The organism is Streptomyces shenzhenensis, from assembly GCF_003688995.1.
Lineage (GTDB): Bacteria > Actinomycetota > Actinomycetes > Streptomycetales > Streptomycetaceae > Streptomyces > Streptomyces shenzhenensis_A.
The window spans coordinates 125,032-149,101 of the sequence record NZ_PENI01000026.1 but is presented as its reverse complement, the minus strand read 5'-3'; the positions used below and the strand labels follow the sequence as shown (position 1 = coordinate 149,101).

The window sequence follows — 24,070 nt, the reverse complement described above, 5'->3', positions numbered from 1 at the left end:
GGGTGTAGGCGGCCGGTGCCAGGCTCATCGCCGTACCGGGATGGCCGTTGCCGACCTTCTGTACGGCATCGGCGGCCAGGACGCGCGCGGTGTCCACCGCCCGCTGATCCAACTCGGTCCACTCGAGGTCTGTGGTGGTCGGCTTGGTGCTCACCCTGAGTCAGGGCTCCTCTCCACATGTTCGAATGCCGGTGCACTGGGCGCCCACCGGCCGTTGTTGAGCCTACCCCCGTAGGTACGTGCGTTTTCTCCCCACATTCCAGACTGCCGGGACTCGCGGCGATCCGCCTCCCGACCGGGGGGAACGACGGTCGACAACTGAATACGGAGCCGCTCATCCGACTGCTCAATCGAGCCTCCTCGCGCACCTCGGTCAACCCCCATAAACACGACCCGACCCCCGCGAAGGCCGAGGTATGGGCAACGTCTACAGTGGCGTGGTACGCGCGAGCCTTTGCCGGGACTTCACGGGGGGAGGCTTGCTGGGAGTCTCTGTCAGGGGTGTGCGTGACGGCCGTCGAATCCCGTCCAGCGGGGCTAATCGGTGCGAGCCAGAGCCCGGTCCGTCAGCCGTTCGGGGCCCGTGTCAAGGCCTTTGTGGCGCTGACCAAGCCGCGGATCATCGAGCTGCTGCTCATCACCACCGTTCCGGTGATGTTCTTGGCGCAGCGTGGGGTGCCGGACCTCGGTCTGGTGCTGCTCACCTGCCTCGCCGGCTATCTGTCCGCGGGCGGCGCCAACGCGCTGAACATGTACATCGACCGCGACATCGACGCGCTCATGGACCGCACCTCGCAGCGCCCGCTGGTCACCGGCATGGTGAGCCCCCGCGAGTGCCTGGCGTTCGGCATCACGCTGGCGGTCGTCTCGACGCTGCTGTTCGGGCTGACCGTCAACTGGCTGTCGGCCTGGCTGTCACTCGGAGCGCTCCTCTTCTACGTCGTCGTCTACACGATGATCCTCAAGCGGCGTACGTCGCAGAACATCGTCTGGGGCGGCATCGCCGGCTGTATGCCGGTGCTCATCGGCTGGTCGTCCGTCACCGACTCGATGTCCTGGGCGCCGGTCGTCCTCTTCCTCGTCATCTTCTTCTGGACGCCGCCCCACTACTGGCCGCTGTCCATGAAGGTCAAGGAGGACTACGCGCGCGTGGGCGTGCCGATGCTGCCCGTGGTCGCCTCCAACAAGGTGGTCGCCAGGCAGATCGTCCTCTACAGCTGGCTGATGGTCGTCGTCTCCCTGCTCCTCACCCCCCTCGGTTACACCGGCTGGTTCTACACGCTGGTCGCCCTGGTGGCGGGCGGCTGGTGGCTGTGGGAGGCGCACGCGCTGCAGAACCGGGCGAAGGCAGAGGTGACGGGCGCGAAGCTGAAGGAGATGCGCCTGTTCCACTGGTCGATCACCTATGTGTCGCTGCTGTTCGTGGCGGTGGCGGTGGACCCGTTCCTGCGCTGACACACGTTCCTGCGCTGACACACGTCACAGCGCGCTGCCCTCGCCAGTCGGTCTACTCGTGAGTAGCATCCTGGCCATGGCAGACACGCAGCAGGTTGACCAGAAGGCCGAGCGCACGGCGGCGCGCCTCGCCAGGCGGATCGGCGCCTTCGCCAAGGCCCACGGCGGCGCCGAGGGGCAGGTGTCCTACATCGGGGAACGCGGCGCCCGGATCGTGCTCGTGGGCGAGGACGGCGGCTGGGGCGACCTGGTGGCCCCGACCTATGCGATCGCCGAACAGGCGGTGGCGAAGTCCGGCATCACGGTCCATGAGTCCTTCGACGGCGAGTTCGCGGCGAAGGTGATGACGGGCGCGTACGAGTGGAAGCGGATGGCGGGCCTCCAGATCGGGGGCTGAGCAGGCGCTTCTTCGGGGACGCGGGCATCCGCGCGATCAGCCGTGGACGCCCCGCGGCGGTCGGACGACCCGCAGTCCCGAACTGAGCCGCGACCTCAGTCCCGGTTCACCCGTTAAGACGGTAGGCACGCACACCGTCCACGCGGGGAGCCCGGATGATCGACACGCCGTCCCTGGTGGACCAGTACTGCCACGGCGTCCTGCGCACCGAGCTGGGCCTCGGCACCTTCGAGGCGCAGCTCGCCCGCACCGAGGGGCCGCCCGCCCCGGGCACCACCCTCTTCGACACACAGACCGGCTTCGCCGTGCGCCGCTGGTGCCCCCCGCTGCTCGGCCTCGAACCGCACTGCCCGCCCGCGCGTTATCTCGCCCGGCGCCGTGAACTCGGCGCGCTGGAGGCGGGCCGCAGGCTGCTGCGGGGGAGCGGCATCACCACCTACCTGGTCGACACCGGACTGGCCGGCGACCTCACGGGCCCCGACGAGATGGCGTCCGCCGGCGAGGCCGAGGCCCGCGAGATCGTGCGCCTGGAACTCCTCGCCGAGCAGGTCGCCGACACTTCGGGCACTGTCGAGTCCTTCCTCGCCAACCTCGCCGAGTCGGTGCACGGGGCCGCCGCGAACGCCGTCGCCTTCACCTCCGTCGCGGGGGTGCGGCACGGGCTGGCGCTCGCGCCCGAGCCGCCCGGGCCCGGCGAGGTGCGCGGGGCGGCGGGCCGCTGGCTGGCCGGGCGCCGGGTCGGCGGGGAACTCAACGATCCGGTGCTGCTGCGCCATGTGCTGTGGATCGCGGTCGCCTCGGGCCTGCCGCTCCAGCTGCATGCCGGGCTCGGCGAGCCGCGCTCACGCATCGACCGTACGGACCCGGTGCTGCTCACCGACTTCGTGCGGGCCACCGCGGGCCTCGGCACGGACCTGGTGCTGCTGCACGGCTATCCGTACCACCGGCACGCCGCCCATCTCGCCGGGGTCTTCCCGCATGTGTACGCCGACTCGGGCGCCGCGCTGGTGCGCACCGGCGCCCGCGCGGCCGGCGTCCTCGCGGAGATGCTGGAGCTGGCCCCCTTCGGCAAGATCCTCTTCTCCAGCGGCGCGCACGGGCTGCCCGAGCTGCACGTCGTGGGCGCCCGCCTGTTCCGCGAGGCGCTCGGGCGGGTGCTGGGCACCTGGGTCGCCGAGGGCGCGTGGTCGCTGGGGGACGCGCAACGGGTGGCGCGTCTGATCGCGGCGGAGAACGCGCGACGGATCTACGGCCTGGCGGACTGAGGCGCCCCCACGGGCGGGCGCCTGTCACCCGCAGGAGTGCGCGAGTGACGTCCGCTCACGCGCGCGTGCCCGCCCCACATGTTCACGCGCGCGTGGCGACCGGTGTCTCCTGTGCGGGGCCCGGCAGCGTGGCCGTCGCTTCGGGGCGCTCCCGCAGCGACAGCAGCACGCGCAGCACCCAGATCCACGTCACGCAGGAGCCCAGCATGTGCGCTCCCACCAGCACCTCCGGGAGATGCGTGAGGTACTGGACGTAGCCGATCGCCCCCTGGCACAGCAGCACGACGAACAGCTCGCGCGTGCGGTCCCGCGGCCCCTTGGGCGCGTCGACCGCCTTGAGGACGAACCACAGGGCGAAGGTCAGCGTCACCACGATCCAGGCGAGCACGGCGTGCAGCTCGGTGACGTTCTCCCAGTCGATCGGGATCCGTTCGACCTCGCTGGAGTCGCCCGCGTGCGGTCCCGCCCCGGTCACCACCGTGCCGACGGCGATCAGCAGGACGGACGCGATCACCAGGACCCGCACCAGCTGCTGCACGGCCGAGCCGACCAGCGGGCGCGGTGCCCCGCCGCCCTCGCGGCTGCGCTGCCACATCACGGTGGCGACGGCGATCAGCGCGGTGGACAGCAGGAAGTGGGCCGCGACCGTGTACGGGTTCAGCCCGACCAGGACGACGATGCCGCCGAGCACCGCATTGCCCATGACCACCCAGAACTGAGCCCAGCCCAGCCGGGTGAGGCCGCGCCGCCACGGCTTCTGCGCGCGGGCGGCGATGATCGCCCAGCCCACGGCGGCGCACAGCACGTAGGTGAGCATCCGGTTGCCGAACTCGATGACACCGTGCAGGCCCATGGCCCGGGTGGTGGTCAGCGAGTCGTCGGTGCAGGTGGGCCAGGTCGGGCAGCCGAGGCCCGAGCCGGTCAGCCGGACGGCACCGCCGGTGACCACGATGACCACCGACATGACGAGAGCGGTGAGCGCCGCCCGTTGGACCGTCCGGGGGTCCGGGGTCCAGCGTTCGGCGATGAAGGCGAGCGGGTTGCGCACGGCCGCTGCGGCATCGGCGCGGGTCAGCTTTGGCACGCGCACCATGGTAGGACGCCGCTTGTGCACGCGTTCACGAGGGTCCCGTCCAGCCGCCCGGCACCGCCGTGAAGCCGCGGCGACGTCGCCCGCACGGCGTACGCGCGGACCGCGCCGGACCCGTCACTCCCAGCGGAAGAAGCGTCCGGCCGCGGTCAGCCCCACGACCGCCCACGCCGCGAGGATCCCCAGGTCGCCCCACGGCATCCCGGCCCCGTGCTGGAGCACGTCCCGCAGCCCGTCCGACAGCGCCGTCACGGGCAGCAGCCCGAGCACGTCCTGGACGCCGGAGGGGAACTTGTCCAGCGGGACGATCACGCCGCCGCCGACGAGCAGCAGCAGGAAGACCAGATTCGCGGCGGCCAGCGTCGCCTCCGCCTTCAGCGTGCCCGCCATCAGCAGCCCGAGCCCCGAGAAGGCGGCCGTGCCGAGGACCAGCAGGAGCAGCACGGCGGCCACGGTGCCGGTCCCGCCGTGCGGCGACCAGCCGAGCGCGAAGGCGATCACCGTCAGCAGGACCACCTGGAGGACCTCCGTGACCAGCACGGACGCGGTCTTCGCGGTCATCAGCCCCCAGCGCGGCAGCGGCGAGGACGCCAGCCGTTTCAGCACGCCGTAGCGCCGCTCGAAGCCCGTGGCAATCGCCTGGCCGGTGAACGCCGTCGACATCACGGCGAGCGCCAGGATGCCGGGCGCGAGGAAGTCCACCGCCTTGCCCGCGCCGGTGTCCACGATGTCCACGGCGCTGAACAGCACCAGCAGCAGCGTCGGGATCACGGCCGTCAGCAGCAGCTGCTCGCCGTTGCGCAGCAGCAGCCGGGTCTCGAACGCGGCCTGGGCCGCGATCATGCGGGGGAGGGGTGCCGCGCCGGGCGCGGGGGTGTAGGTGCCCACGGTGGTCATGAGCGCAGCTCCTTGCCCGTCAGTTCCAGGAACACGTCTTCGAGGGTGTGCCGTTCGACGGAGATCCGGTTCGGCATCACCCCGTGCTGGGCGCACCATGAGGTCACCGTCGCCAGCAGCTGCGGATCCACCTTGCCGATGACGCGGTAGGAGCCCGGTGTCAGCTCGGCGGCGGCGCAGTCCGCCGGGAGCGCCTTCAGCAGGGAACTCACGTCGAGGCCCGGCCGGCCGGTGAAGCGCAGGGTGTTCTCCGCGCCGCCGCGGCACAGCTCGTCGGGGGAGCCCTGGGCGATGACCCGCCCGGCGTCGATGATGGCGACGTCGTCGGCGAGCTGCTCGGCCTCCTCCATGTGGTGCGTGGTGAGGATCACGGAGACGCCGTCGGCGCGCAGATCCCTGATCAGGTCCCAGGTGGCGCGGCGGGCCTGCGGGTCGAGGCCGGCTGTCGGCTCGTCCAGGAAGACCAGTTCCGGGCGGCCCACGACGGCCATGGCGAGCGCGAGCCGCTGCTGCTGCCCGCCGGACAGCCGCCGGTACGTGGTCCGCCCGCAGCCGCCGAGCCCGAGCCGCTCGATGAGCGCGTCCACGTCCAGCGGACGAGCGTGCAGCGCGGCCACATGGCGCAGCATCTCGTCCGCCCGGGCGCCGGAGTACACCCCGCCGGACTGGAGCATCACGCCGATGCGGGGGCGCAGCCGGGCGGCGTCCCGGACCGGGTCGAGGCCCAGGACGCGCACCGTGCCGGCGTCCGGCTTCCGGTACCCCTCGCAGGTCTCGACCGTGGTCGTCTTGCCCGCCCCGTTGGGGCCGAGTACGGCGGTCACACCCGCCTCGGCCACCAGGTCGAGGCCGTTCACCGCGGTCTTCGTGCCGTACTGCTTCACCAGGGCCTGGACCTGGACCACAGGCTCACTTCGCATGGCTCCAGAGTCTAGGGACGCCGCGCGGTGCTCAGACCGGCGGGTGCAGGAACTCGTCCGTGCGAGGCCGGTGCATCGCCAGCCACCGCTCGGCGTACGCCACGGCGTCCGCCAGGGGGAACAGCCGTGCGTCGGCGGCGCCCACCGTGCCCCGTACGACGGGCCGGTCCCGTTCGAAGTCGTGGCCCAGCTCGTCGAAGCGGTCCGAGCTGATCGACACCTCGATGATCTGCTCCCAGCCGTCCGGTCCCGGTCGGCCCACCTCGACCAGCGGAGCCGGGATCCGGTATTCGGCCAGGTGGAAGGCGGTGCAGCTGTCGTAGCCCGCGCCGAGCAGCAGCACCCGTGCGCCGAGCTGTTCCAGCCGGGCCAGCGGGCTGCGCTCGCCCAGCCGGCAGTCGGGCGCGTGGCTGTCGACGATCTCGGCGGCGCGCGGTCCGAGGGCGGCGAAGGAGGTCTGCGGGTGCGCGCTGCGCAGGGCGCCGGGCCAGGTCCGCACGGTCTCCGGGATCATGCCGACCCCGCGGGTGGGCGTGGTGCGCGGGTCGTAGCGGGGCATCGAGGCCCGGATCGTCTCCCACCACTCCTCGGGCACCGCCGGGCTGCGCCAGAGGGCCGGATCGGAGAGGTCGGCGGACTGGGCGGGCACCACGAGGGTGCCGTCAGGCCCGAGCGCGTCGAGCAGGCCCTGGACCACCGCGACGGCGCCGCCGCACACCCAGCCGAGCGAGCTGAGCGAGGAGTGCGTCAGCAGGATCTCGCCGGGTTCGACGCCGAGCGTGCGCAGCCGGTCCGCGACGGTGTCGCGGGTGACGAGCGGGCCGGTCACGGTTTCGGGCATGGCCCGGGAGTCTGCCCGAAGCGGGGGCGCGGCGCCATCGAATTGACCGTTCGATGATCGATCAAAGATCGTTTCCGCAGGTGAGATTAGGTTTGCCTAAGTGACACAGGGCACCGTCCACTCGGCGGGACGCGGCTTGTCAGGCTCCGCTGAATTACGCAACAATGGCGTTGTGAAAAACGTCGGCGAGACTCGGGAGACTCCCCGGAGGACCCCTCAGGAGGAGCTCGCGGTCGGGTTGCGCTCGGATCGCTCCACGCGCAACCGGGTCGCGCGGTCCATCCTGGACCACGGCCCGTCGACGGTCGCCGAGCTGGCGGGACGGCTGGGCCTCACCCAGGCCGCCGTGCGCCGGCACCTGGACGCGCTGGCCGCCGACGCGGTCGTCGAGGCGCGCGAGCAGCGGGTGTACGGGGCGCGGACCCGTGGCCGTCCGGCCAAGGTCTTCGCGCTCACCGACTGCGGCCGCGACGCCTTCGACCAGTCGTACGACAAGCTCGCCGCGGACGCGCTGCGCTGGATCGCGGACCGGGAGGGCGGCCCGGAGGCGGTCGCCGCCTTCGCCCGTGCCCGGATCGCCGCGCAGGCGAGCGCCTACCGCAAGGCGATCGAGGCCGCCACGCCCGACAAACGCGCCGAAGCCCTGGCCAAGGCCCTGAGCATCGACGGGTACGCTGCTACGGCGCGCAGCGCACCGGTCGGCGAGCAACTGTGCCAGCACCACTGCCCGGTCGCACACGTCGCAGAGCAGTTCCCGCAGCTGTGCGAGGCGGAGACGGAGATCTTCGCCGAACTGCTCGGAACGCACGTCCAGCGACTGGCGACCATCGCCCACGGCGACGGCATCTGCACGACGTTCATCCCCAAGATTTCCACTGACACATCTGCAAGCACGGCCGGGAGGAACCCCGCATGACTCTCCCCACGGAGACTGCCCACCCCGAACTCGAGGGCCTGGGCACGTACGAATACGGCTGGGCCGACTCCGACGAGGCCGGTGCCGCAGCGAAGCGCGGCCTGAACGACGAGGTCGTCCGGGACATCTCGGCGAAGAAGTCCGAGCCGGAGTGGATGACCAAGCTGCGCCTCAAGGGTCTGAGGCTCTTCGAGAAGAAGCCCATGCCGAACTGGGGCTCGGACCTGTCGGGCATCGACTTCGACAACATCAAGTACTTCGTGCGTTCCACGGAGAAGCAGGCGGAGTCCTGGGAGGACCTGCCCGAGGACATCAAGAACACCTACGACAAGCTCGGCATCCCCGAGGCGGAGAAGCAGCGCCTCGTGGCCGGTGTCGCCGCCCAGTACGAGTCGGAGGTCGTCTACCACCAGATCCGTGAGGACCTGGAGGAGCAGGGTGTCATCTTCCTCGACACCGACACCGCGCTGAAGGAGCACCCGGAGCTCTTCAAGGAGTACTTCGGGACCGTCATCCCCGCCGGTGACAACAAGTTCGCCTCGCTGAACACCGCCGTGTGGTCGGGCGGCTCCTTCATCTACGTCCCGCCGGGCGTGCATGTGGAGATCCCGCTCCAGGCGTACTTCCGCATCAACACGGAGAACATGGGCCAGTTCGAGCGGACCCTGATCATCGTCGACGAGGGCGCCTATGTGCACTACGTCGAGGGCTGCACGGCACCGATCTACAAGTCGGACTCGCTGCACTCCGCGGTCGTCGAGATCATCGTCAAGAAGAACGCCCGCTGCCGCTACACGACCATCCAGAACTGGTCGAACAACGTCTACAACCTGGTCACCAAGCGCGCCGTGGCGTACGAGGGCGCGACCATGGAGTGGATCGACGGCAACATCGGCTCCAAGGTGACGATGAAGTACCCGGCCGTCTACCTGATGGGCGAGCACGCCAAGGGCGAGACCCTCTCCATCGCCTTCGCGGGCGAGGGCCAGCACCAGGACGCGGGCGCCAAGATGGTCCACATGGCGCCGAACACGTCGTCCAACATCGTCTCCAAGTCGGTGGCGCGCGGCGGCGGCCGCACCTCCTACCGCGGCCTCATCGAGATCGGCGAGGGCGCCCCGGGCGCCAAGTCGAACGTGCTCTGCGACGCCCTGCTGGTGGACACCATCTCCCGGTCCGACACCTACCCGTACGTCGACGTCCGTGAGGACGACGTGTCCATGGGCCACGAGGCGACCGTCTCCAAGGTCTCCGAGGACCAGCTGTTCTACCTGATGAGCCGCGGCCTGTCCGAGTTCGAGGCGATGGCGATGATCGTGCGCGGCTTCGTCGAGCCGATCGCCAAGGAACTGCCCATGGAGTACGCGCTGGAACTCAACCGGCTGATCGAGCTGCAGATGGAGGGCGCGGTCGGCTAGCCGCCGGCCCGCAGCCCCGTCACGCCCTTACGCAAGAAAGCGAGCAACACGACAGCCATGGCTGAGGCCCAGACAATCCCGGTGGGCTCCACCACCTCCGGCCAGATCGCGGTGGCCGCCGAGTCGACCGTCGCCACGCGCATGAGCGCGCCGCCCTCCTTCGACGTGGCGGACTTCCCGGTGCCGCACGGCCGCGAGGAGGAGTGGCGCTTCACCCCGCTGGAGCGGCTGCGCGGCCTGCACGACGGCAGCGCGGTCGCCACCGGCGACGGCATGAAGGTGGAGATCGAGGCCCCCGAGGGCGTCACCGTCGAGACCGTCGGCCGCGAGGACGCGCGGGTCGGCCGCGCGGGCACCCCGGTGGACCGCGTCGCCGCCCAGGCGTACTCCGCCTTCGAGAAGGCCACGGTGGTGACCGTCCCGAAGGAGACCGTCCTCACCGAGCCGATCCGCATCGCCGTGCACGGCGAGGGCGGCACCGCCTTCGGGCAGCAGATCATCGAGCTGGGCGCCTTCGCGGAGGCCGTCGTCGTCATCGACCACACCGGCGACGCGGTGCTCGCCGGCAACGTCGACTACCTCCTCGGTGACGGCGCCAAGCTGACCGTCGTCTCCGTCCAGGACTGGGACGACAAGGCCGTGCACGTGGCGCAGCACAACGCCCTCGTCGGCCGGGACGCCTCCTTCAAGTCGGTCGTGGTCACCTTCGGCGGCGACGTCGTACGCCTGCACCCGCGCGTCACCTACGCGGGCACCGGCGGCGAGGCCGAGCTGTACGGCCTGTACTTCACGGACGCCGGCCAGCACCAGGAGCACCGCCTCCTGGTCACCCACAACACCCCGCACTGCAAGTCGAACGTCGCCTACAAGGGCGCGCTCCAGGGCGACGCCGCGCACGCGGTGTGGATCGGCGACGTCCTGATCGAGGCCAAGGCCGAGGGCACCGACACCTACGAGATGAACCGGAACCTGGTGCTGACCGACGGCGCCCGCGTCGACTCGGTGCCGAACCTGGAGATCGAGACCGGCGAGATCGTCGGCGCCGGCCACGCCTCCGCGACCGGCCGCTTCGACGACGAACAGCTCTTCTACCTGATGGCCCGCGGCATCCCGGAGTACGAGGCCCGCCGCCTGGTGGTCCGCGGCTTCTTCGCCGAGCTGGTCCAGCAGATCGGCGTCGCGGACATCGAGGAACGCCTTCTCTCGAAGATCGAAGAGGAGCTGGAGGCGTCGGTCGCATGAGCGCCTTCGTACGCGTCTGCGGGCTGAGCGAGCTGGCGGAGGACACCCCGAGGCGGGTGGAGATCGACAGCACGCCGGTCTCGGTCGTCAGGACCGAGGGCGAGGTGTTCGCGATCAACGACATCTGCTCGCACGCCAACGTCTCGCTGTCCGAGGGCGAGGTCGACGACTGCCACATCGAGTGCTGGCTGCACGGCTCGCGCTTCGACCTCCGCTCCGGAAAACCCGACGCCCTTCCCGCGACGCGCCCCATCCCCGTATACCCCGTAAAGATCGAAGGGGACGACGTGCTCGTCTCCCTCACCCAGGAGTCCTGAGGCACCCATGGCAACGCTTGAAATCCGAGACCTGCACGTCACCGTCGAGGCCGACAACGCCACGAAGGAGATCCTCAAGGGCGTCGACCTCACCGTGAAGCAGGGCGAGACGCACGCCATCATGGGCCCCAACGGCTCGGGCAAGTCGACCCTCGCCTACTCGCTCGCGGGCCACCCGAAGTACACGATCACCGAGGGCACCGTCCTGCTCGACGGCGAGGACGTCCTGGAGATGACCGTCGACGAGCGCGCCCGCGCGGGCCTGTTCCTGGCGATGCAGTACCCGGTCGAGATCCCGGGCGTCTCGGTCTCCAACTTCCTGCGCTCCTCCGCCACCGCGATCCGCGGCGAGGCGCCCAAGCTGCGCACCTGGGTGAAGGAGGTCAAGGAGACCATGGAGCAGCTCCACATGGACCCGTCCTTCGCCGAGCGCAACGTCAACGAGGGCTTCTCCGGCGGCGAGAAGAAGCGCCACGAGATCCTCCAGCTGGAGCTGCTCAAGCCGAAGATCGCGATCCTCGACGAGACCGACTCGGGTCTGGACGTCGACGCCCTGCGGATCGTCTCGGAGGGCGTGAACCGCGTCCGCGAGACCGGCGCGGTCGGCACCCTGCTGATCACGCACTACACGCGCATTCTGCGCTACATCAAGCCCGACCACGTCCATGTGTTCGCCGACGGGCGGATCGCCGAGTCCGGCGGCCCCGAGCTCGCGGACAAGCTGGAGAACGAGGGCTACGAGGCATACGTGAAGGGTGGCGCATCCGCGTGACACAGCTGCCGGGCCTCCTCGACACCGAGGCGATCCGCAAGGACTTCCCCGTCCTGGACCGGCTGGTCCACGACGGCAGGAAGCTCGTGTACCTGGACAACGCGGCGACCTCGCAGAAGCCGCGCCAGGTACTGGACGCCCTGAGCGAGTACTACGAGCGCCACAACGCCAACGTCCACCGCGGTGTGCATGTGCTCGCCGAGGAGGCCACGGCGTTGTACGAGGGCGCGCGCGACAAGGTGGCGGAGTTCATCAACGCCCCCAGCCGCGACGAGGTGATCTTCACCAAGAACGCCTCCGAGTCGCTGAACCTGGTCGCGAACATGCTCGGCTGGGCCGACGAGCCCTACCGGGTGGACCACGAGACCGAGATCGTCATCACCGAGATGGAGCACCACTCCAACATCGTCCCGTGGCAGCTGCTGTCGCAGCGCACGGGCGCGAAGCTGAAGTGGTTCGGCCTCACCGACGACGGCCGGCTCGACCTGTCCGACCTCGACGCGATCATCACCGAGAAGACGAAGATCGTCTCCTTTGTGCTGGTCTCCAACATCCTGGGCACGGTCAACCCGGTCGAGGCGATAGTGCGCCGCGCCCAGGAGGTCGGCGCCCTGGTCTGCATCGACGCCTCCCAGGCCGCCCCGCACATGCCGCTGGACGTGCAGGCGCTGCAGGCCGACTTCGTGGCCTTCACCGGCCACAAGATGTGCGGCCCGACCGGCATCGGCGTGCTGTGGGGCCGCCAGGAACTGCTGGAGGACCTGCCTCCGTTCCTCGGCGGCGGCGAGATGATCGAGACGGTGTCGATGCACTCGTCGACGTACGCTCCCGCCCCGCACAAGTTCGAGGCGGGCACCCCGCCGATCGCCCAGGCGGTCGGGCTGGGCGCGGCGATCGACTATCTCACCGCGATCGGCATGGACAAGGTGCTCGCCCATGAGCACGCGCTCACCGAGTACGCGGTGAAGCGGCTGGGCGAGGTCCCGGATCTGAGGATCATCGGGCCGGCCACGGCCGAGGACCGGGGCGCGGCGATCTCCTTCACACTCGGTGACATCCACCCGCACGACGTGGGGCAGGTCCTCGACGAGCTGGGCATCGCGGTACGCGTCGGACACCACTGCGCGCGACCCGTCTGCCTCCGCTACGGAATTCCCGCGACCACGCGAGCGTCGTTCTATCTGTACTCCACGCCGACCGAGATCGACACTCTGGTCGACGGACTGGAGCACGTACGGAACTTCTTCGGCTGAGGGGACGAGCGCTCGCATGAAGCTGGACTCCATGTACCAGGAAGTCATTCTGGACCACTACAAGCACCCGCACGGGCGTGGTCTGCGGGATGGCGACGCCGAGGTGCACCATGTGAACCCGACGTGCGGTGACGAGATCACCCTTCGCGTGAAGTACGACGGGACGACGATCGAGGACGTCTCGTACGAGGGCCAGGGCTGTTCCATCAGCCAGGCATCGGCCTCCGTGCTGAACGACCTCCTCGTCGGCAAGGAGCTGGCCGAGGCGCAGCGGATCCAGGAGACCTTCCTGGAGCTGATGCAGTCCAAGGGCCGGATCGAGCCCGATGACGCGATGGAGGACGTCCTGGAGGACGCGGTCGCGTTCGCCGGTGTCTCCAAGTACCCGGCCCGGGTCAAGTGCGCCCTCCTGAGCTGGATGGCGTGGAAGGACGCGACGGCCCAGGCACTGGGCGGAGCCGACGCCGAAAGGAAAACGGCATGAGCGACACCGTGGAGATGAAGCCGGTCTCGGAGGAGGAGCTCCGCGAGGCCCTGATGGACGTCGTGGACCCCGAGCTGGGTATCGACGTCGTCAACCTCGGCCTGATCTACGGCATCCACATCGACGAGTCGGCCAACATCGCCACCGTCGACATGACCCTGACGTCGGCGGCCTGTCCGCTGACGGACGTCATCGAGGACCAGGCCAAGTCCGCCACGGACGGCCTTGTCGACGAGCTGCGGATCAACTGGGTCTGGATGCCCCCGTGGGGCCCCGACAAGATCACGGACGACGGCCGCGAGCAGCTGCGGGCGCTCGGGTTCAACGTCTGAGACCCGGCCGGGATTCACCCATGGCGTGAGCGGAAGCGAAACGGCGGCACCCCTGAGGGCGCCGCCGTTCGTGTGTGCGCGGGGCTGGTCAGCTCAGCCCGTCCTGCAGCCGGAACGCCGAGTCCGCGCGGTACAGGTCGGAGTCCTGGTACGGATCCAGCCTGAGCTGGAAGTCCTGGTGACGCAGAAAGCGGCCCGGATAGTTCACCGACTCCAGCACGACCGCGCCGGAGCGGGCCGCGGGGCGCGGGCAGAACGTGGCGTCCTTGCGGTACAGCGCCGAGCCGTCGTCGCGCTCGGCGCGCAGTACGAAGGAGCGGTGGCGCAGATAGCCGCCGTCGGCCGTGGCGAACGAGTAGCAGGATCGGTCGGCCAGGCCGTCGACCAGCCGGAAGGTGGCGGCGCGGCGGTCCGCCGGTGAGGTGACGGGGTCGAGCTTCACCAGGCCGCCGCGCACGTGCCAGTAGCGGTCGGGGTAGTTCACCGAGCGGACGGACCGCCGGACGGGGGAGCCCTTCGATGCGCCGGACGAGCCGCCGTGCGCGGCGCCGGACCCGGCCGGGCGGGACGAGGGGGACAAGGGAGCCGAGGGCACCGAGGGGGACGCGGTGGCCCGCGCGCCGCCGTCGGGTGCGGGGGCGCCCGGCGCGGTGGCGCTGGGCGTGGCCGGCGTCGGGCCGCTGCTGCCATGCGGCGATGCCGTCGTACTCGGCGAGGGCGAGGCGAAGGAGAGCAGCCCCGGGCCGGCGTCCGTGGGTACCTCGGACCGCACCGGGGCCGACGACTCGTCGGTGGCCGGGCGGTCCATGGATATCGCCGTCAGGCAGGACACGACCGTGGCCGCGGCCAGCCCGCCGGCCAGCCAGAGTCTTCGGGTTCCCGGTGCCCGGGAGGTGTCGGGGGACCAGCCGTGCTCCCAGGACGGGAGCCGTGGTGGCCGGGGGGTGGTTTTTGGCATGCGCTGTTCCTCCAGCGGCGCCCTGGGCGGCGGCCGGGGATGGGGGGCGGGGTGATCGAGGGGGGAAACACTAGTGGAGCCGGGGAGCGGTCGGGAACCGTTTCCGTGCACTCAGGGTTCGTCGGACGTGTGCCGGGCGGGCGCTCGGCGCACAGTGGCTGACGCCGGATCAGTTTCCGCTGGCCGAAGCCGTGTTGGGCGACCGGCCGGTCCCGGGCGGCCGAACTCCTGCGCTGCCGCCGTGTCCCGGCGCCGTGCCGCGCGGCCCGTGCCAGGCCGCCGCCTTCGCGCTCGGGAGTCGATCCCCGGCCGGGTGTCGGCCGCGCGCACCGTTATGTACGCTCGTACACATGGGGTATCTGCTGCTCTCCGGAGCCATCGCGGCCGAGGTGGCCGCCACGACCGCGATGAAGTACAGCGACGGTTTCAGCAAGCCGGGGCCCGCGCTGCTGACCGCCGTCGGCTATGTCGTCTCCTTCGTCCTGCTCGCCCAGACCCTGAAGAGCCTGTCGATCGGCACGGCGTACGCGATCTGGTCCGGGGTCGGCACCGCGACCATCGCGGTGCTCGGTCTGCTGCTGTTCGGGGAGGGGCTGAACGCGGTGAAGATCGCCGGGCTGCTGCTGATCATCGGCGGCGTCGTGGTCCTGAACCTGGGCGGCGCGCACTGATGGTCCGGCGCCACGACCCGGACCGGCGGCAGCGGATCATCGACGCCGCGATCCGGGTCGTCGGGGAGAAGGGCATCGCCGGGCTGAGCCACCGGACCGTCGCGGCGGAGGCGGACGTCCCGCTCGGCTCCACCACGTACCACTTCGCCACCCTGGACGAACTGCTGGTCGCGGCCCTGCGGCAGGCCAACGAGGGGTTCGCCGAGGTGCTGGACGGCAGCGGCGTGCCGGACGACACCGAGGGCGACCTCGCGGCCGGGCTCGCGCGGGTGCTGGGGGAGTGGCTGGGCGGCGAGCGCACGGGCGTCGAGCTGGAGTACGAGCTGTATCTGGCGGCCCTGCGGCGCCCCGCGCTGCGGCCGGTGGCCGCGGAGTGGACGGAGGAGACGGCCCGGCGGCTGGCCGCCCGGACCGACCCGGTGACGGCCCGGGCCCTGCTCGCCCTGATGGACGGCATCTGCCTCCAGGTACTGCTCACCGGAGGCGAGTACGACGAGGGGTACGCGCGAGAGGTACTGGCCCGGGTGATTCCTTGACGGGCGGGACTGGGGTCAGATGCCGGAGGGGCGCTGTCCGCGGACCAGAACCGGGATGCTTCGCCGACCGGTACCTGAGATGCTTCGCCGCCGGTTCGCCCGTGCGGGCCCGCCCACGTTAGGTTGCCCTCATGACCGACACGACTGCTCCTCGCACCACCGGCGCCGTGGCCGCCGGCCTCGCCACCGTCGCCGCCGACGGCACCGTTCTCGATACCTGGTTCCCGGCGCCCGAACTGGCCGCCGAGCCCGGTCCGTCCGGCACCGAGTCGCTGTCGGCCGAGGAGACCGTGCGGTTGCTCGGCGAGGGCGCCGCGCGGGCCGTCGGCCCCGACCCCCGCCGGAACGTCGAGGTCGTGGCGGTACGCACGGTCATCTCCTCCCTCGACGCGAAGCCGATCGACGCCCACGACGTCTATCTGCGGCTGCACCTGCTCTCGCACCGCCTGGTCAAGCCGCACGGGCAGAGCCTGGACGGCATCTTCGGCTTCCTCGCCAACGTCGGCTGGACCTCGCTCGGCCCGGTCGCCGTCGACGACATCGAGACGGTGCGGCTCAACGCCCGCGCCGAGGGCCTGCACCTCCAGGTGACCTCGATCGACAAGTTCCCGCGCATGACGGACTACGTCGCGCCGAAGGGCGTCCGGATCGCCGACGCGGACCGGGTGCGCCTGGGCGCCCACCTCGCCGAGGGCACCACGGTCATGCACGAGGGCTTCGTGAACTTCAACGCGGGCACCCTGGGCACCTCCATGGTCGAGGGCCGCATCTCCGCGGGCGTCGTGGTCGGCGACGGCTCGGACATCGGCGGCGGCGCCTCCACCATGGGCACGCTGTCCGGTGGCGGCAATGTGATCATCTCCATCGGCGAGCGCTGCCTGATCGGGGCCGAGGCGGGCGTCGGCATCGCGCTCGGCGACGAGTGCGTCGTGGAGGCCGGGCTGTACGTCACCGCGGGCACCCGCGTGACGATGCCCGACGGCCAGATCATCAAGGCCCGCGAGCTCTCCGGCGCCTCCAACATCCTCTTCCGCCGCAACTCGGTCACCGGCGCCGTCGAGGCCCGCCCGAACAACGCGGTCTGGGCCGGCCTGAACGAAATCCTCCACAGCCACAACTGACCTGCCGCTGAGCGGTTGGCAGTCGCCGGTGTCGGCCACCGTCGAGCGCCCTTCGCGGCCCCAGGACGGCCGTGGAGGGCGCACACGACTGAGCGCCCCCTCCGGAACGCTCGCGGCTCTGAGCAAACGGCCGAACCGTGACCTCACCGGGCGCAGTCGCTCGCTCAGCGATTCACCGCCGTTCCTCGGCCCTACCCGCTGCGAACGCGGCGCGGCTGGGCGTGGCTACAGCAGGCTGCCAAGCACCTCATAGGTGCCCTTTGGCGGCTCTGACGAGTGCGCTGATGCCGTCACGCGTTTGTACTCTGCGCTCGTCGAGTTCACTTCTGCTCGCTGCCTTGGAGAGCGCTGTCACGTCGGCCAATATGACTTCCGCAGCCTGGCCCAGTGTCTCGTCAGCAGAGAGCATCTGTACGCGGAACAGGGTTTCCTGGGCGTTGGAGCGCAGGTCGTAGGCGCGGATTCGCACCTCGGTGGGGTCTTCCGGTGGGGGCTGTTCGTGCTCGCAGATCCAGAGGTGCACGAGGCAACGGCGGTAGTTGATCAGGGCGCCGGCGTAGGTCGAGTAAGCATCGAGTCGTTCCTGTCTGAGCTTCTCTCGGCGCGTGAACTGGTGGCTCCTGTCGGCGGTTCGCTGTTGAAACGCCAGGGTGATGCCTGAACCGAGCAGGGTGCCCAGGACAGCTATAGCGCTGGCGATGATGGTCTCCACGTCCTCAAGACGATCACACTTGCCTCGGCTCGAAGGCGCGCAAGCGCAACTCCGCCCAACTCGCTTTCCAACGGCGGCGATGGGCCCCGCAGCCGCGAACGGTGCCGTTCACCTGCGTTCACGGGAGGTCGGTCGCGCACCCGGTATCGGCTCCGGGTCACCCGTGAACGTCGGTGAACCAGTGATCGCTGGCCGATGGCGAACGCGCCTGGTACCTCACCTACGCCTCCGCCGACACCCTGCTGGCTCCGGTCGGCTCGAAACCTCCTCGAACGACCGACATCAGCGTTTGTGGTACGAGGACCAGTCGGAGGTCTCAGGATGTACGTACCACCGTGAGAGGCCACACATGACCACCACTCTTACCAAAGGCGGCAATGCAGCCCTGCCCGCCGGGATCTGCCGTGTCTCCCTTACATCGCCCACTACCGGCATCGACGTCTCTGCCGTCCTCCTCGGGCCGGACGGCAAGGTAAGGAGCGATGACGATCTTGTCTTCTACAACCACCTGTCGCAGGACGGGATCACTCTGAAAGGGCAGACCATCGTTGCGGATCTGGCGGCGGTCCCTTCCACGGTCGACCGCATTGCGGTTGTCGCCAGCATCGACCCCGAACTACAGGTCCCCCACTTCGACGTGAGTAACACTCCACATGCGGTCATCGAGTGTGACGGTGTACGGATCGGTTTCATGCCACCGCCTCTCATAAATCGGGAGACGGTGGCCATCCTGATCGAGCTCTACAGGCGAGCAGGTGCGTGGAAAGCACGAGCAGTGGGCCAGGGGTGGGACACAGGATTGGCCGGCCTGGCCATCGACGTCGGCATCGTCGTAGACGACCCAGGGCCGTCCTCCGCGCAGGTCCCCATCGCGGTGACGGCATCTCCGACCCGGCACACGGCATCTGTGCCGCCGCCCACCTACGCACCGCACATCCCACCTGCGGCTGCACCAGTCCGGCAGGGGAACCCTCCTCGTCCTCTCGTCCCCCTGGGCAAAGTCGCACTCGCCAAAGCCGGTCAGGCAACCATCGACATGCGCAAGGACGACCCGACCCTCGTCGTGACGGCCACGCTTGAGTGGAACGGTGGCAGCGCAGCCCGACGACGAGCGGGCGCCGACCTCGACCTGTACGCCCTCTACGTCCCCGGAAGTCTCGTCACCCCGCAAGGAAAACGCCCGAACAAGACAGACCAGGTCGTTTACTACCGCCAGCTCGGATCGCCCTTCGCGCCGCCCTATATTGCTCTGGACGGTGACTCCCGGGTGCCTGGCCGTGAGACCGTCACGATCCGTCGTCCCGACCTTCAGGGCTACGTCCTGTTGTGTGCCTACAGCGCGGTAGAGAACGGCGCCGGTTCGTTCAAGTCCTACGGGGCCCGGGCGGTCATCACTGACGGACGGGGCTCCACCGTTACGGTTCCGCTGTTCAACAACCGCAACTTGTCCTACTGGGTAGCCATTGCCTTGATCGACTTCACCGTCCCCGGCGGCGCTCAGATCCGACATGTGGAGAAGTACAGCGGGAACCATGTTGAGGCCCGCCCCACGCTGTACTCCAACGGGAACTTCAGAATGAGCACCGGAAAGGTCGAATTCAAAACCAGATAGTGGTTACGAGAAGTAGGCAAGCCTCAAGGGCCCAGACAGGCTTCCAGATTGTTTGCTGCGGTGCTCTGATCTTACTGGCGCACTTGTGGTGCGGCTCTCGTCACCGGCTGTCCCGTTCGCGGCGCGGGCTCCCCGTACAGTCGGTGCACCTCGGTCAGGCGCCAGCGACTGAGATGGCGCACCAAAAGTTACGGATAAACCATTAGTCATGCATCTGTGGTTCCTGGAGTTACCGTAATAGCGACAGCGTCCTGCTCAAAGCTGCTGAGGACTCTGATGCTCAGCTGAGTGATGCGCTCGAAGAACTAGAACGGCCCGGATGCTTCAGGTTCTTCCCAAAGCGTGTCGCAGAAGGCCGTGATCAGGGCATTTCCCGTGTATGCGGGGGGTATTGAGGGCTGATCCGTTGTGGGTGGAGACGTTCACGGGTCTGCGGATGAAGCAGTTCGAGGGATTGCTGAAGGTCGTGCGGGAGCGGGGTGGCGACGGGCCGCGGATCGGGCGCCCGTGGTATCTGCCGCTTCAGGACCGGGTGCTGGTGGTGGCGGTCTACTACCGGGTCATCCAGCGGCTGCGACCCTTCCTCGCGATCGAGCCGGTCTCACGTCCCGTCGATGTCGCGAACCGGCTGTGGATCGTGGACGGCACACTGGTCCTGGCCCGTGACCGTAAGGTCGATGCTTCGAGCCGCAACTACCGGTTCTCCGCGAACATGCAAGTCATCATCGACGCCGACACCCGCCTGGTCGTGGCCACCGCCCGCCCGGCCCCGGGCAACAAGGCCGACGCTCACGTATGGCGCGACTCCGGCCTGCCGCAGCACTGCCAGGGCGTCACCGTGCTCGGCGACGGCGCCTACATCAACACCGGTCTGGTCGTCCCGCACCGCAGACGATCCGGCCGGTCCCTCCTGGCCGGCGAGGAAACCGACAACGCCGAGCACCGCCGGGTCCGTGCACGGGTCGAGCATGCGTCTCAACGGCAGCGGGGTAGCTGGGCGTTGGTGTCCGGCTCTTCGCGCGAGGGGTGGCCTGCGGGAGGGTGTCCTTGCCATCATCGTTCGGTGAACGATGACCAGCGCATACGCCCCTCGAAGGTGGCCGACGACCGTGCGTCGCTCACCTCGTTCCTCGACTACCAGCGGGCCACCCTGGACATGAAGTGCCAGGGGCTGACCGGCGAGCAGCTGAAACAGAAGGCGATCCCGACCTCAGGGCTCACACTCTTGGGCCTGGTACGCCACGCAGCCTCCGTCGAGCGAAGCTGGTTCCGCTTCGCCTTGAACGCCGAGGACGTCAGGCCGCTCTGGCCTGGCAAGGCCGACGGCACGTCCGCCGAGTTCCACGTCGAGGACGCCGACGTGGACGAGGCGTTCGGAGTCTGGCGCGAGGAGTGCGTCCGTGCCCGCGCAGTCGCTTCCTCCTTCGCTTCCCTCGACGACACCGTCACCTGCGGCGGCGTGACCATCTCGCTCCGCTACGTCCTCACCCACATGATCGAGGAGTATGCGCGGCACAACGGCCACGCCGACCTACTGCGCGAAGCGACAGACGGAGCCGTCGGCGAGTAAGCGCTGTCCAGTAAATGATCGCTAAGGCACTGAGGCAACGCCTGACCAACGGCGCCAAGCCCCCTATGAGCGCGGGGGACTGTGCAGAACCCCGCCACTGCCGGACCAGGTTCATGGACGGCGGATCGCAGCGGCTGCCCCACTCGATGACTCGACGTGCCGGCGCTGAGAGGCGATTCCCGCCAGTCTCTGTCGTTGCAAGACAGGTGCTCGGCGCTCCGACTGACTTACCTCATGGGCACCAGGGGCATCGGCGTTAGCTCGTCCTTAACACTTGTCTGTGAGGCCAGCGTGCATGCAAAGGGCTTCGGGAATGGTGCTCTCGCGTTCGAGAACACCACCCCGTGGCTCACAACGACGAAGACCCCGTTCTGTGGTCCATCCAGGCTGAGAAAGGGGGCCTGTGCTCCGGGCTCGGGGCTGCTCAGAGGGCCGTGAAGTTCTTGTACAGGGACAGGAGTTGGGTCGTGGTTTCGGGGGTGGCCGGGCGTAGGGGTGGGCGCACCGGGCCCGCGGGGTGGCCGAGGGCGTTCAGGAGGGCCTTCACGGTGACCGTGCCGGGCAGGCCCGCCGCCGTCGTCGCCTCGATCAGGGGCGTGGCCCGCAGCTGGAGTCGGGCCGCGCGCGCCGTGTCGCCCGCCTCGAACGACGCCAGGATGTCCGCGACTTGGCGCGGTACGACGTTCGCCACCGTGCTGACGCAGCCCGCCGCGCCCACCGCGTACAGGGCGAGGATGTGCTCGTCGCAGCCCGCGTAGTACGCCAGTTCCGTGCGCGCCAGCACCTTCTGGGTGCCGAGGAAGTCGTACGAGCAGTCCTTGACGGCCACGATCCGCGGGTGGTCCGCGAGCCGGAGCATCGTCTCGGGCTCGATGCGGGTGCCGGTGCGGCCGGGGATGTCGTACAGCATCACGGGCAGCCCGCTCGCGTCCGCGACCTCCCGGAAATGTGCCTCCAGCGCGTCCTGCGGGGGCCTGCTGTAGTACGGCGTCACGACCAGCGCGCCGTCGGCGCCCGCCTGTTCGGCGGCCCGGGTCAGATCGACGGTGTGCCGGGTGTCGAAAGTGCCGACGCCCGCGACGATCGTCGCCCGCCGGCCGACGGCCGCCCGGACGGCCCGGACCAGCTCCGTCTTCTCGTCATCGGTGAGGGTCGGCGACTCACCCGTCGTGCCGCCCAGCACCAGCCCGTCGCAGCCCTCCGCCACCAGCCGTTCGGCCAGCAGCCCGGCGCCGTCGAGATCGAGCGCACCCGTCGGGGTGAAGGGCGTGACCATGGCGCACAGGGCGCGGCCGAAGGGCGGAGCGGGGCGGTCCGGGTTCGTCATGGGTACAGTCTCGGCAGCGCGATGATGTAGCTCCACTTAATTTTTCTACCAGGTATCGATAAGCGCTGCTGTGGGGTGGGTGGGCGTGCGATCCGATGCCCTGTGTCCGACTCGGCCCTTCTGGGTCACCATGGGTGGAACGGTCACCTACGGCAGTCATGGGAGGCACCATGAAGCTGGGCAAGGCCCTGGCCACCGGAGTCGCGCAGGAACAGCCGCTCGACCAGCCGCTCGACCACGACGAAACACGTGAACGTCCCGAGGACACCACGGCGCGGGCCGCCGAACCGCAGACGCCCGCGCCCGAAGAGGTGCCGGCCGCCGGATGAGGCTGCGGCTCCCCGTAGAACGCCCGACGGAGCCGCCGACCGGATACAAGATCGCCCACCCGGTGCTGTCCCAGGACGGCACCCGGGCCGGCTTCACCGGTGTGTCACTGGGCGGCGCGCTGCCGTACGGGGTGCTCGACGACGCGTCCTGCGTCTACGGCCGACGGCACCGCCCGCCCGTGCGGCTGTGCGACTGCGGTTTCCACTGCGTGCACGACCGGGCGTCCGCCGAGGCGCTGCTGTGCACCGCCGAGCACCGGGCGGCGGTCCTCCTGGAGGTGTCCGTCCTCGGCGCCTACATCCGCTTCGAGCGCGGCTTCCGCTACGCCCGGCAGCGGGTGCATACGGCGACCGTCGGCCCGTGCGGCTGCGGCGGGCGGGCCGCCGCCCTGGCCGACGCGGGCTGGGGCCGCCCCGGCTGGCGTGCCCTGGCGCCCGCCTGCGCGGGCTGTGTGCGCGCCCGTACGTCCGTCTCGCTCGCCGGATTCGCCGGGCTGGCCGGTGACGGGGTGCGGGTGGCGGCGGCCGGCGGTCGGATGCCGCCCGGCGGTCCGGCCGGCGTCGACGGGTGCGGCGTGCCGGAAGAGGTCCGGGTGCCGGAGGTGGCCGGGGCGCCCGAGGGGTTCGGCGTGCCCGAACTCGTCGCCGAGGCGGCCCTGTTGCAGGCCCGCCTCGACTGGTTCCAGACCCAGTTGGCCCGGCTCGGCGACCGCGGCGCCGAAGGGGGCGCCGAGAACTGACCCGCCGGGGACCGATCCGCCACGGCCCGGCCGCGTCCACTCCACATGTCCACGCACAGGAGCGTCCACTAACCGACAGCTTCAGTCGTCTGGACAAAAAAAGTTTTCGGTGACAGGGTGGGCGCATGCTGGACGTGACCGTGATCGAGGACCCCGAGGCCGCCGCCGTGTCGCTGGACCCGACCAGGGCCCGGCTGCTCGCCGAGCTGGCTTCCGCGCCCGCGTCGGCCGCCATGCTGGCCGGCCGGGTCGGGCTGCCCCGGCAGAAGGTGAACTACCACCTCAAGGCGCTGGAGCGGCACGGCCTGGTCGAGCTGGCCGGCGAGCGCCGCAAGGGCAATGTCACCGAGCGGCTGATGCGCGCGACCGCGGCGTCGTATGTGATCAGCCCGCTCGCGCTGGCCGCCGTACAGCCCGACCCGGACCGCTTCCGGGACCAGCTGTCCGCCCGCTGGCTGCTCGCGCTCGGCGCCCGGCTCGTCCGGGACGTCGGCACGCTGATCACCGGCGCGGCGAAGGCCCGCAAGCGGCTGGCGACGTACGCCCTGGACGGCGAGGTCCGCTTCGCCTCGGCCGCCGACCGTGCGGCCTTCGTCCAGGAGCTGACGGCGGGCGTGAGCGCCCTCATCCGCAAGTACGACGCCCCCGACGCCGAGGGCGGCCGGGACCACCGGATCGTCGTCGCCGTCCACCCGACGGTCAAGGACCAGCCCACGGCCGACGGCCGGCCCACGGTCGACGACCGGGCCGCGGCTGAGGGCCGGTCCGCGGTCGACGGCCGTTCCGAGCCGGCCGACGACCGGACCACCACCCGGGACCGCAGGCCGGCCCGGGATCACACCTCGGTCCGGGAGCGGTCCGCCCCGGAACTGGACCCGCAGTGATCAGGAGCTCC

General features: G+C 70.0%; 27 protein-coding genes and 1 pseudogene. 20 read left to right on the top strand and 8 right to left on the bottom strand.

What is annotated here, in order from left to right:
• On the bottom strand, positions 1–154 hold a 154-nt coding region (locus CTZ28_RS32605), incomplete at its 3' end, for a hypothetical protein (RefSeq protein ID WP_147481225.1).
• Positions 155–501: 347 nt separating this feature from the next.
• Here CTZ28_RS32605 and CTZ28_RS32595 point away from each other — a divergent pair.
• The 3 genes from CTZ28_RS32595 (at position 502) to CTZ28_RS32585 (ending at position 3,117) form a co-directional block, all read left to right on the top strand.
• Positions 502–1,455, top strand: a complete 954-nt coding sequence (locus CTZ28_RS32595) for a heme o synthase (RefSeq protein WP_183154697.1) — start codon at positions 502–504, stop codon at positions 1,453–1,455.
• A 76-nt stretch (positions 1,456–1,531) separates the two neighbouring features.
• Positions 1,532–1,852 (top strand): hypothetical protein, encoded by a 321-nt coding sequence (locus CTZ28_RS32590; protein ID WP_121893316.1) that lies wholly within the window; start codon positions 1,532–1,534, stop codon positions 1,850–1,852.
• Between the two features lie 155 nt (positions 1,853–2,007).
• Positions 2,008–3,117 carry an amidohydrolase family protein gene (locus CTZ28_RS32585; protein WP_121893315.1) on the top strand — a complete coding sequence of 370 codons (1,110 nt, stop codon included), beginning with the start codon at positions 2,008–2,010 and terminating at the stop codon, positions 3,115–3,117.
• Between the two features lie 82 nt (positions 3,118–3,199).
• On the opposite strand, the gene CTZ28_RS32580 is transcribed toward CTZ28_RS32585, so the two are convergent.
• The 4 genes from CTZ28_RS32580 to CTZ28_RS32565 all read right to left on the bottom strand — a co-directional run bounded on the left by CTZ28_RS32580 (position 3,200) and on the right by CTZ28_RS32565 (position 6,865).
• Positions 3,200–4,210: a COX15/CtaA family protein gene (locus CTZ28_RS32580; protein WP_121893314.1), complete on the bottom strand. Its 1,011-nt coding sequence runs from the start codon at positions 4,208–4,210 to the stop codon at positions 3,200–3,202.
• Between the two features lie 114 nt (positions 4,211–4,324).
• Positions 4,325–5,104, bottom strand: a complete 780-nt coding sequence (locus tag CTZ28_RS32575) for an ABC transporter permease (RefSeq protein ID WP_121893313.1) — start codon at positions 5,102–5,104, stop codon at positions 4,325–4,327.
• Positions 5,101–6,024, bottom strand: a complete 924-nt coding sequence (locus CTZ28_RS32570; RefSeq protein WP_121893312.1) for an ABC transporter ATP-binding protein — start codon at positions 6,022–6,024, stop codon at positions 5,101–5,103. The genes CTZ28_RS32575 and CTZ28_RS32570 overlap by 4 nt, the downstream gene beginning before the upstream one ends.
• A 31-nt stretch (positions 6,025–6,055) precedes the next feature.
• A complete protein-coding gene (locus CTZ28_RS32565; protein WP_121893311.1) occupies positions 6,056–6,865 on the bottom strand; it encodes an AAC(3) family N-acetyltransferase in 810 nt (269 codons plus the stop codon).
• A gap of 172 nt (positions 6,866–7,037) precedes the next feature.
• Here CTZ28_RS32565 and CTZ28_RS32560 point away from each other — a divergent pair, with 172 nt between their 5' ends.
• From CTZ28_RS32560 to CTZ28_RS32525, 8 genes are read left to right on the top strand one after another with little or no spacing between them, the layout of a single operon-like run.
• Positions 7,038–7,781, top strand: coding sequence for a helix-turn-helix transcriptional regulator (locus CTZ28_RS32560; RefSeq protein ID WP_121893310.1), 744 nt, complete (start codon positions 7,038–7,040; stop codon positions 7,779–7,781).
• Positions 7,778–9,199 (top strand): Fe-S cluster assembly protein SufB, encoded by a 1,422-nt coding sequence (sufB, locus tag CTZ28_RS32555; RefSeq protein ID WP_121893309.1) that lies wholly within the window; start codon positions 7,778–7,780, stop codon positions 9,197–9,199. The genes CTZ28_RS32560 and sufB overlap by 4 nt, the downstream gene beginning before the upstream one ends.
• A 57-nt stretch (positions 9,200–9,256) precedes the next feature.
• Positions 9,257–10,441 (top strand): Fe-S cluster assembly protein SufD, encoded by a 1,185-nt coding sequence (gene sufD, locus CTZ28_RS32550; RefSeq protein WP_121893308.1) that lies wholly within the window; start codon positions 9,257–9,259, stop codon positions 10,439–10,441.
• Complete coding sequence (locus CTZ28_RS32545; protein WP_121893307.1) at positions 10,438–10,758, top strand: non-heme iron oxygenase ferredoxin subunit; 321 nt, start codon at positions 10,438–10,440, stop codon at positions 10,756–10,758. The genes sufD and CTZ28_RS32545 overlap by 4 nt, the downstream gene beginning before the upstream one ends.
• 7 nt (positions 10,759–10,765) lie before the next feature.
• Complete coding sequence (gene sufC / locus CTZ28_RS32540) at positions 10,766–11,530, top strand: Fe-S cluster assembly ATPase SufC (protein ID WP_121893306.1); 765 nt, start codon at positions 10,766–10,768, stop codon at positions 11,528–11,530.
• On the top strand, positions 11,527–12,783 hold the full coding sequence (locus CTZ28_RS32535; RefSeq protein WP_121893305.1) for a cysteine desulfurase: 1,257 nt from the start codon (positions 11,527–11,529) through the stop codon (positions 12,781–12,783). The genes sufC and CTZ28_RS32535 overlap by 4 nt, the downstream gene beginning before the upstream one ends.
• 16 nt (positions 12,784–12,799) lie before the next feature.
• Entirely contained in the window at positions 12,800–13,267 is a 468-nt protein-coding gene (gene sufU / locus CTZ28_RS32530) for a Fe-S cluster assembly sulfur transfer protein SufU (RefSeq protein ID WP_121893304.1), read from the top strand.
• Positions 13,264–13,599, top strand: a complete 336-nt coding sequence (locus CTZ28_RS32525; RefSeq protein WP_121893303.1) for a metal-sulfur cluster assembly factor — start codon at positions 13,264–13,266, stop codon at positions 13,597–13,599. Before sufU ends, CTZ28_RS32525 begins: the two co-directional genes overlap by 4 nt.
• 88 nt (positions 13,600–13,687) lie before the next feature.
• On the opposite strand, the gene CTZ28_RS32520 is transcribed toward CTZ28_RS32525, so the two are convergent.
• A complete protein-coding gene (locus CTZ28_RS32520) occupies positions 13,688–14,557 on the bottom strand; it encodes an AbfB domain-containing protein (RefSeq protein WP_121893302.1) in 870 nt (289 codons plus the stop codon).
• Between the two features lie 350 nt (positions 14,558–14,907).
• On the opposite strand from CTZ28_RS32520, the gene CTZ28_RS32515 reads away from it, so the two are divergent.
• The 3 genes from CTZ28_RS32515 (at position 14,908) to dapD (ending at position 16,885) form a co-directional block, all read left to right on the top strand.
• Positions 14,908–15,228 (top strand): DMT family transporter, encoded by a 321-nt coding sequence (locus tag CTZ28_RS32515; protein ID WP_121893301.1) that lies wholly within the window; start codon positions 14,908–14,910, stop codon positions 15,226–15,228.
• Positions 15,228–15,764 carry a TetR/AcrR family transcriptional regulator gene (locus CTZ28_RS32510; protein WP_121893300.1) on the top strand — a complete coding sequence of 179 codons (537 nt, stop codon included), beginning with the start codon at positions 15,228–15,230 and terminating at the stop codon, positions 15,762–15,764. The genes CTZ28_RS32515 and CTZ28_RS32510 overlap by 1 nt, the downstream gene beginning before the upstream one ends.
• Before the next feature lie 131 nt (positions 15,765–15,895).
• Complete coding sequence (gene dapD, locus CTZ28_RS32505; RefSeq protein WP_121893299.1) at positions 15,896–16,885, top strand: 2,3,4,5-tetrahydropyridine-2,6-dicarboxylate N-succinyltransferase; 990 nt, start codon at positions 15,896–15,898, stop codon at positions 16,883–16,885.
• Between the two features lie 247 nt (positions 16,886–17,132).
• Here the strand turns inward: dapD and CTZ28_RS32500 are convergent, their stop codons facing one another.
• Entirely contained in the window at positions 17,133–17,597 is a 465-nt protein-coding gene (locus CTZ28_RS32500) for a hypothetical protein (protein WP_121893298.1), read from the bottom strand.
• Positions 17,598–17,946: 349 nt separating this feature from the next.
• Between CTZ28_RS32500 and CTZ28_RS32495 the strand changes: the two genes are divergently transcribed.
• The 3 genes and pseudogenes from CTZ28_RS32495 to CTZ28_RS32485 all read left to right on the top strand — a co-directional run bounded on the left by CTZ28_RS32495 (position 17,947) and on the right by CTZ28_RS32485 (position 20,779).
• On the top strand, positions 17,947–19,209 hold the full coding sequence (locus CTZ28_RS32495) for a TerD family protein (protein WP_121893297.1): 1,263 nt from the start codon (positions 17,947–17,949) through the stop codon (positions 19,207–19,209).
• Positions 19,210–19,588: 379 nt separating this feature from the next.
• Positions 19,589–20,236 (top strand): annotated as a pseudogene (locus CTZ28_RS49370) (transposase family protein); the annotation flags it as partial.
• Positions 20,213–20,779 carry a DinB family protein gene (locus tag CTZ28_RS32485; protein ID WP_310887637.1) on the top strand — a complete coding sequence of 189 codons (567 nt, stop codon included), beginning with the start codon at positions 20,213–20,215 and terminating at the stop codon, positions 20,777–20,779. The pseudogene CTZ28_RS49370 and the gene CTZ28_RS32485, both read left to right, overlap by 24 nt.
• 424 nt (positions 20,780–21,203) lie before the next feature.
• Here CTZ28_RS32485 and dapA read toward each other — a convergent pair whose 3' ends face one another.
• Positions 21,204–22,106 carry a 4-hydroxy-tetrahydrodipicolinate synthase gene (dapA, locus tag CTZ28_RS32480; RefSeq protein ID WP_183154696.1) on the bottom strand — a complete coding sequence of 301 codons (903 nt, stop codon included), beginning with the start codon at positions 22,104–22,106 and terminating at the stop codon, positions 21,204–21,206.
• Between the two features lie 170 nt (positions 22,107–22,276).
• On the opposite strand from dapA, the gene CTZ28_RS47320 reads away from it, so the two are divergent.
• The 3 genes from CTZ28_RS47320 to CTZ28_RS32470 all read left to right on the top strand — a co-directional run bounded on the left by CTZ28_RS47320 (position 22,277) and on the right by CTZ28_RS32470 (position 24,059).
• Positions 22,277–22,435 carry a hypothetical protein gene (locus tag CTZ28_RS47320; RefSeq protein WP_183154695.1) on the top strand — a complete coding sequence of 53 codons (159 nt, stop codon included), beginning with the start codon at positions 22,277–22,279 and terminating at the stop codon, positions 22,433–22,435.
• Positions 22,432–23,175 carry a hypothetical protein gene (locus tag CTZ28_RS32475; protein WP_121893294.1) on the top strand — a complete coding sequence of 248 codons (744 nt, stop codon included), beginning with the start codon at positions 22,432–22,434 and terminating at the stop codon, positions 23,173–23,175. The genes CTZ28_RS47320 and CTZ28_RS32475 overlap by 4 nt, the downstream gene beginning before the upstream one ends.
• Positions 23,176–23,300: 125 nt before the next feature.
• Positions 23,301–24,059, top strand: coding sequence for an ArsR/SmtB family transcription factor (locus CTZ28_RS32470; RefSeq protein ID WP_259471919.1), 759 nt, complete (start codon positions 23,301–23,303; stop codon positions 24,057–24,059).
• Positions 24,060–24,070: the final 11 nt, after the last annotated feature.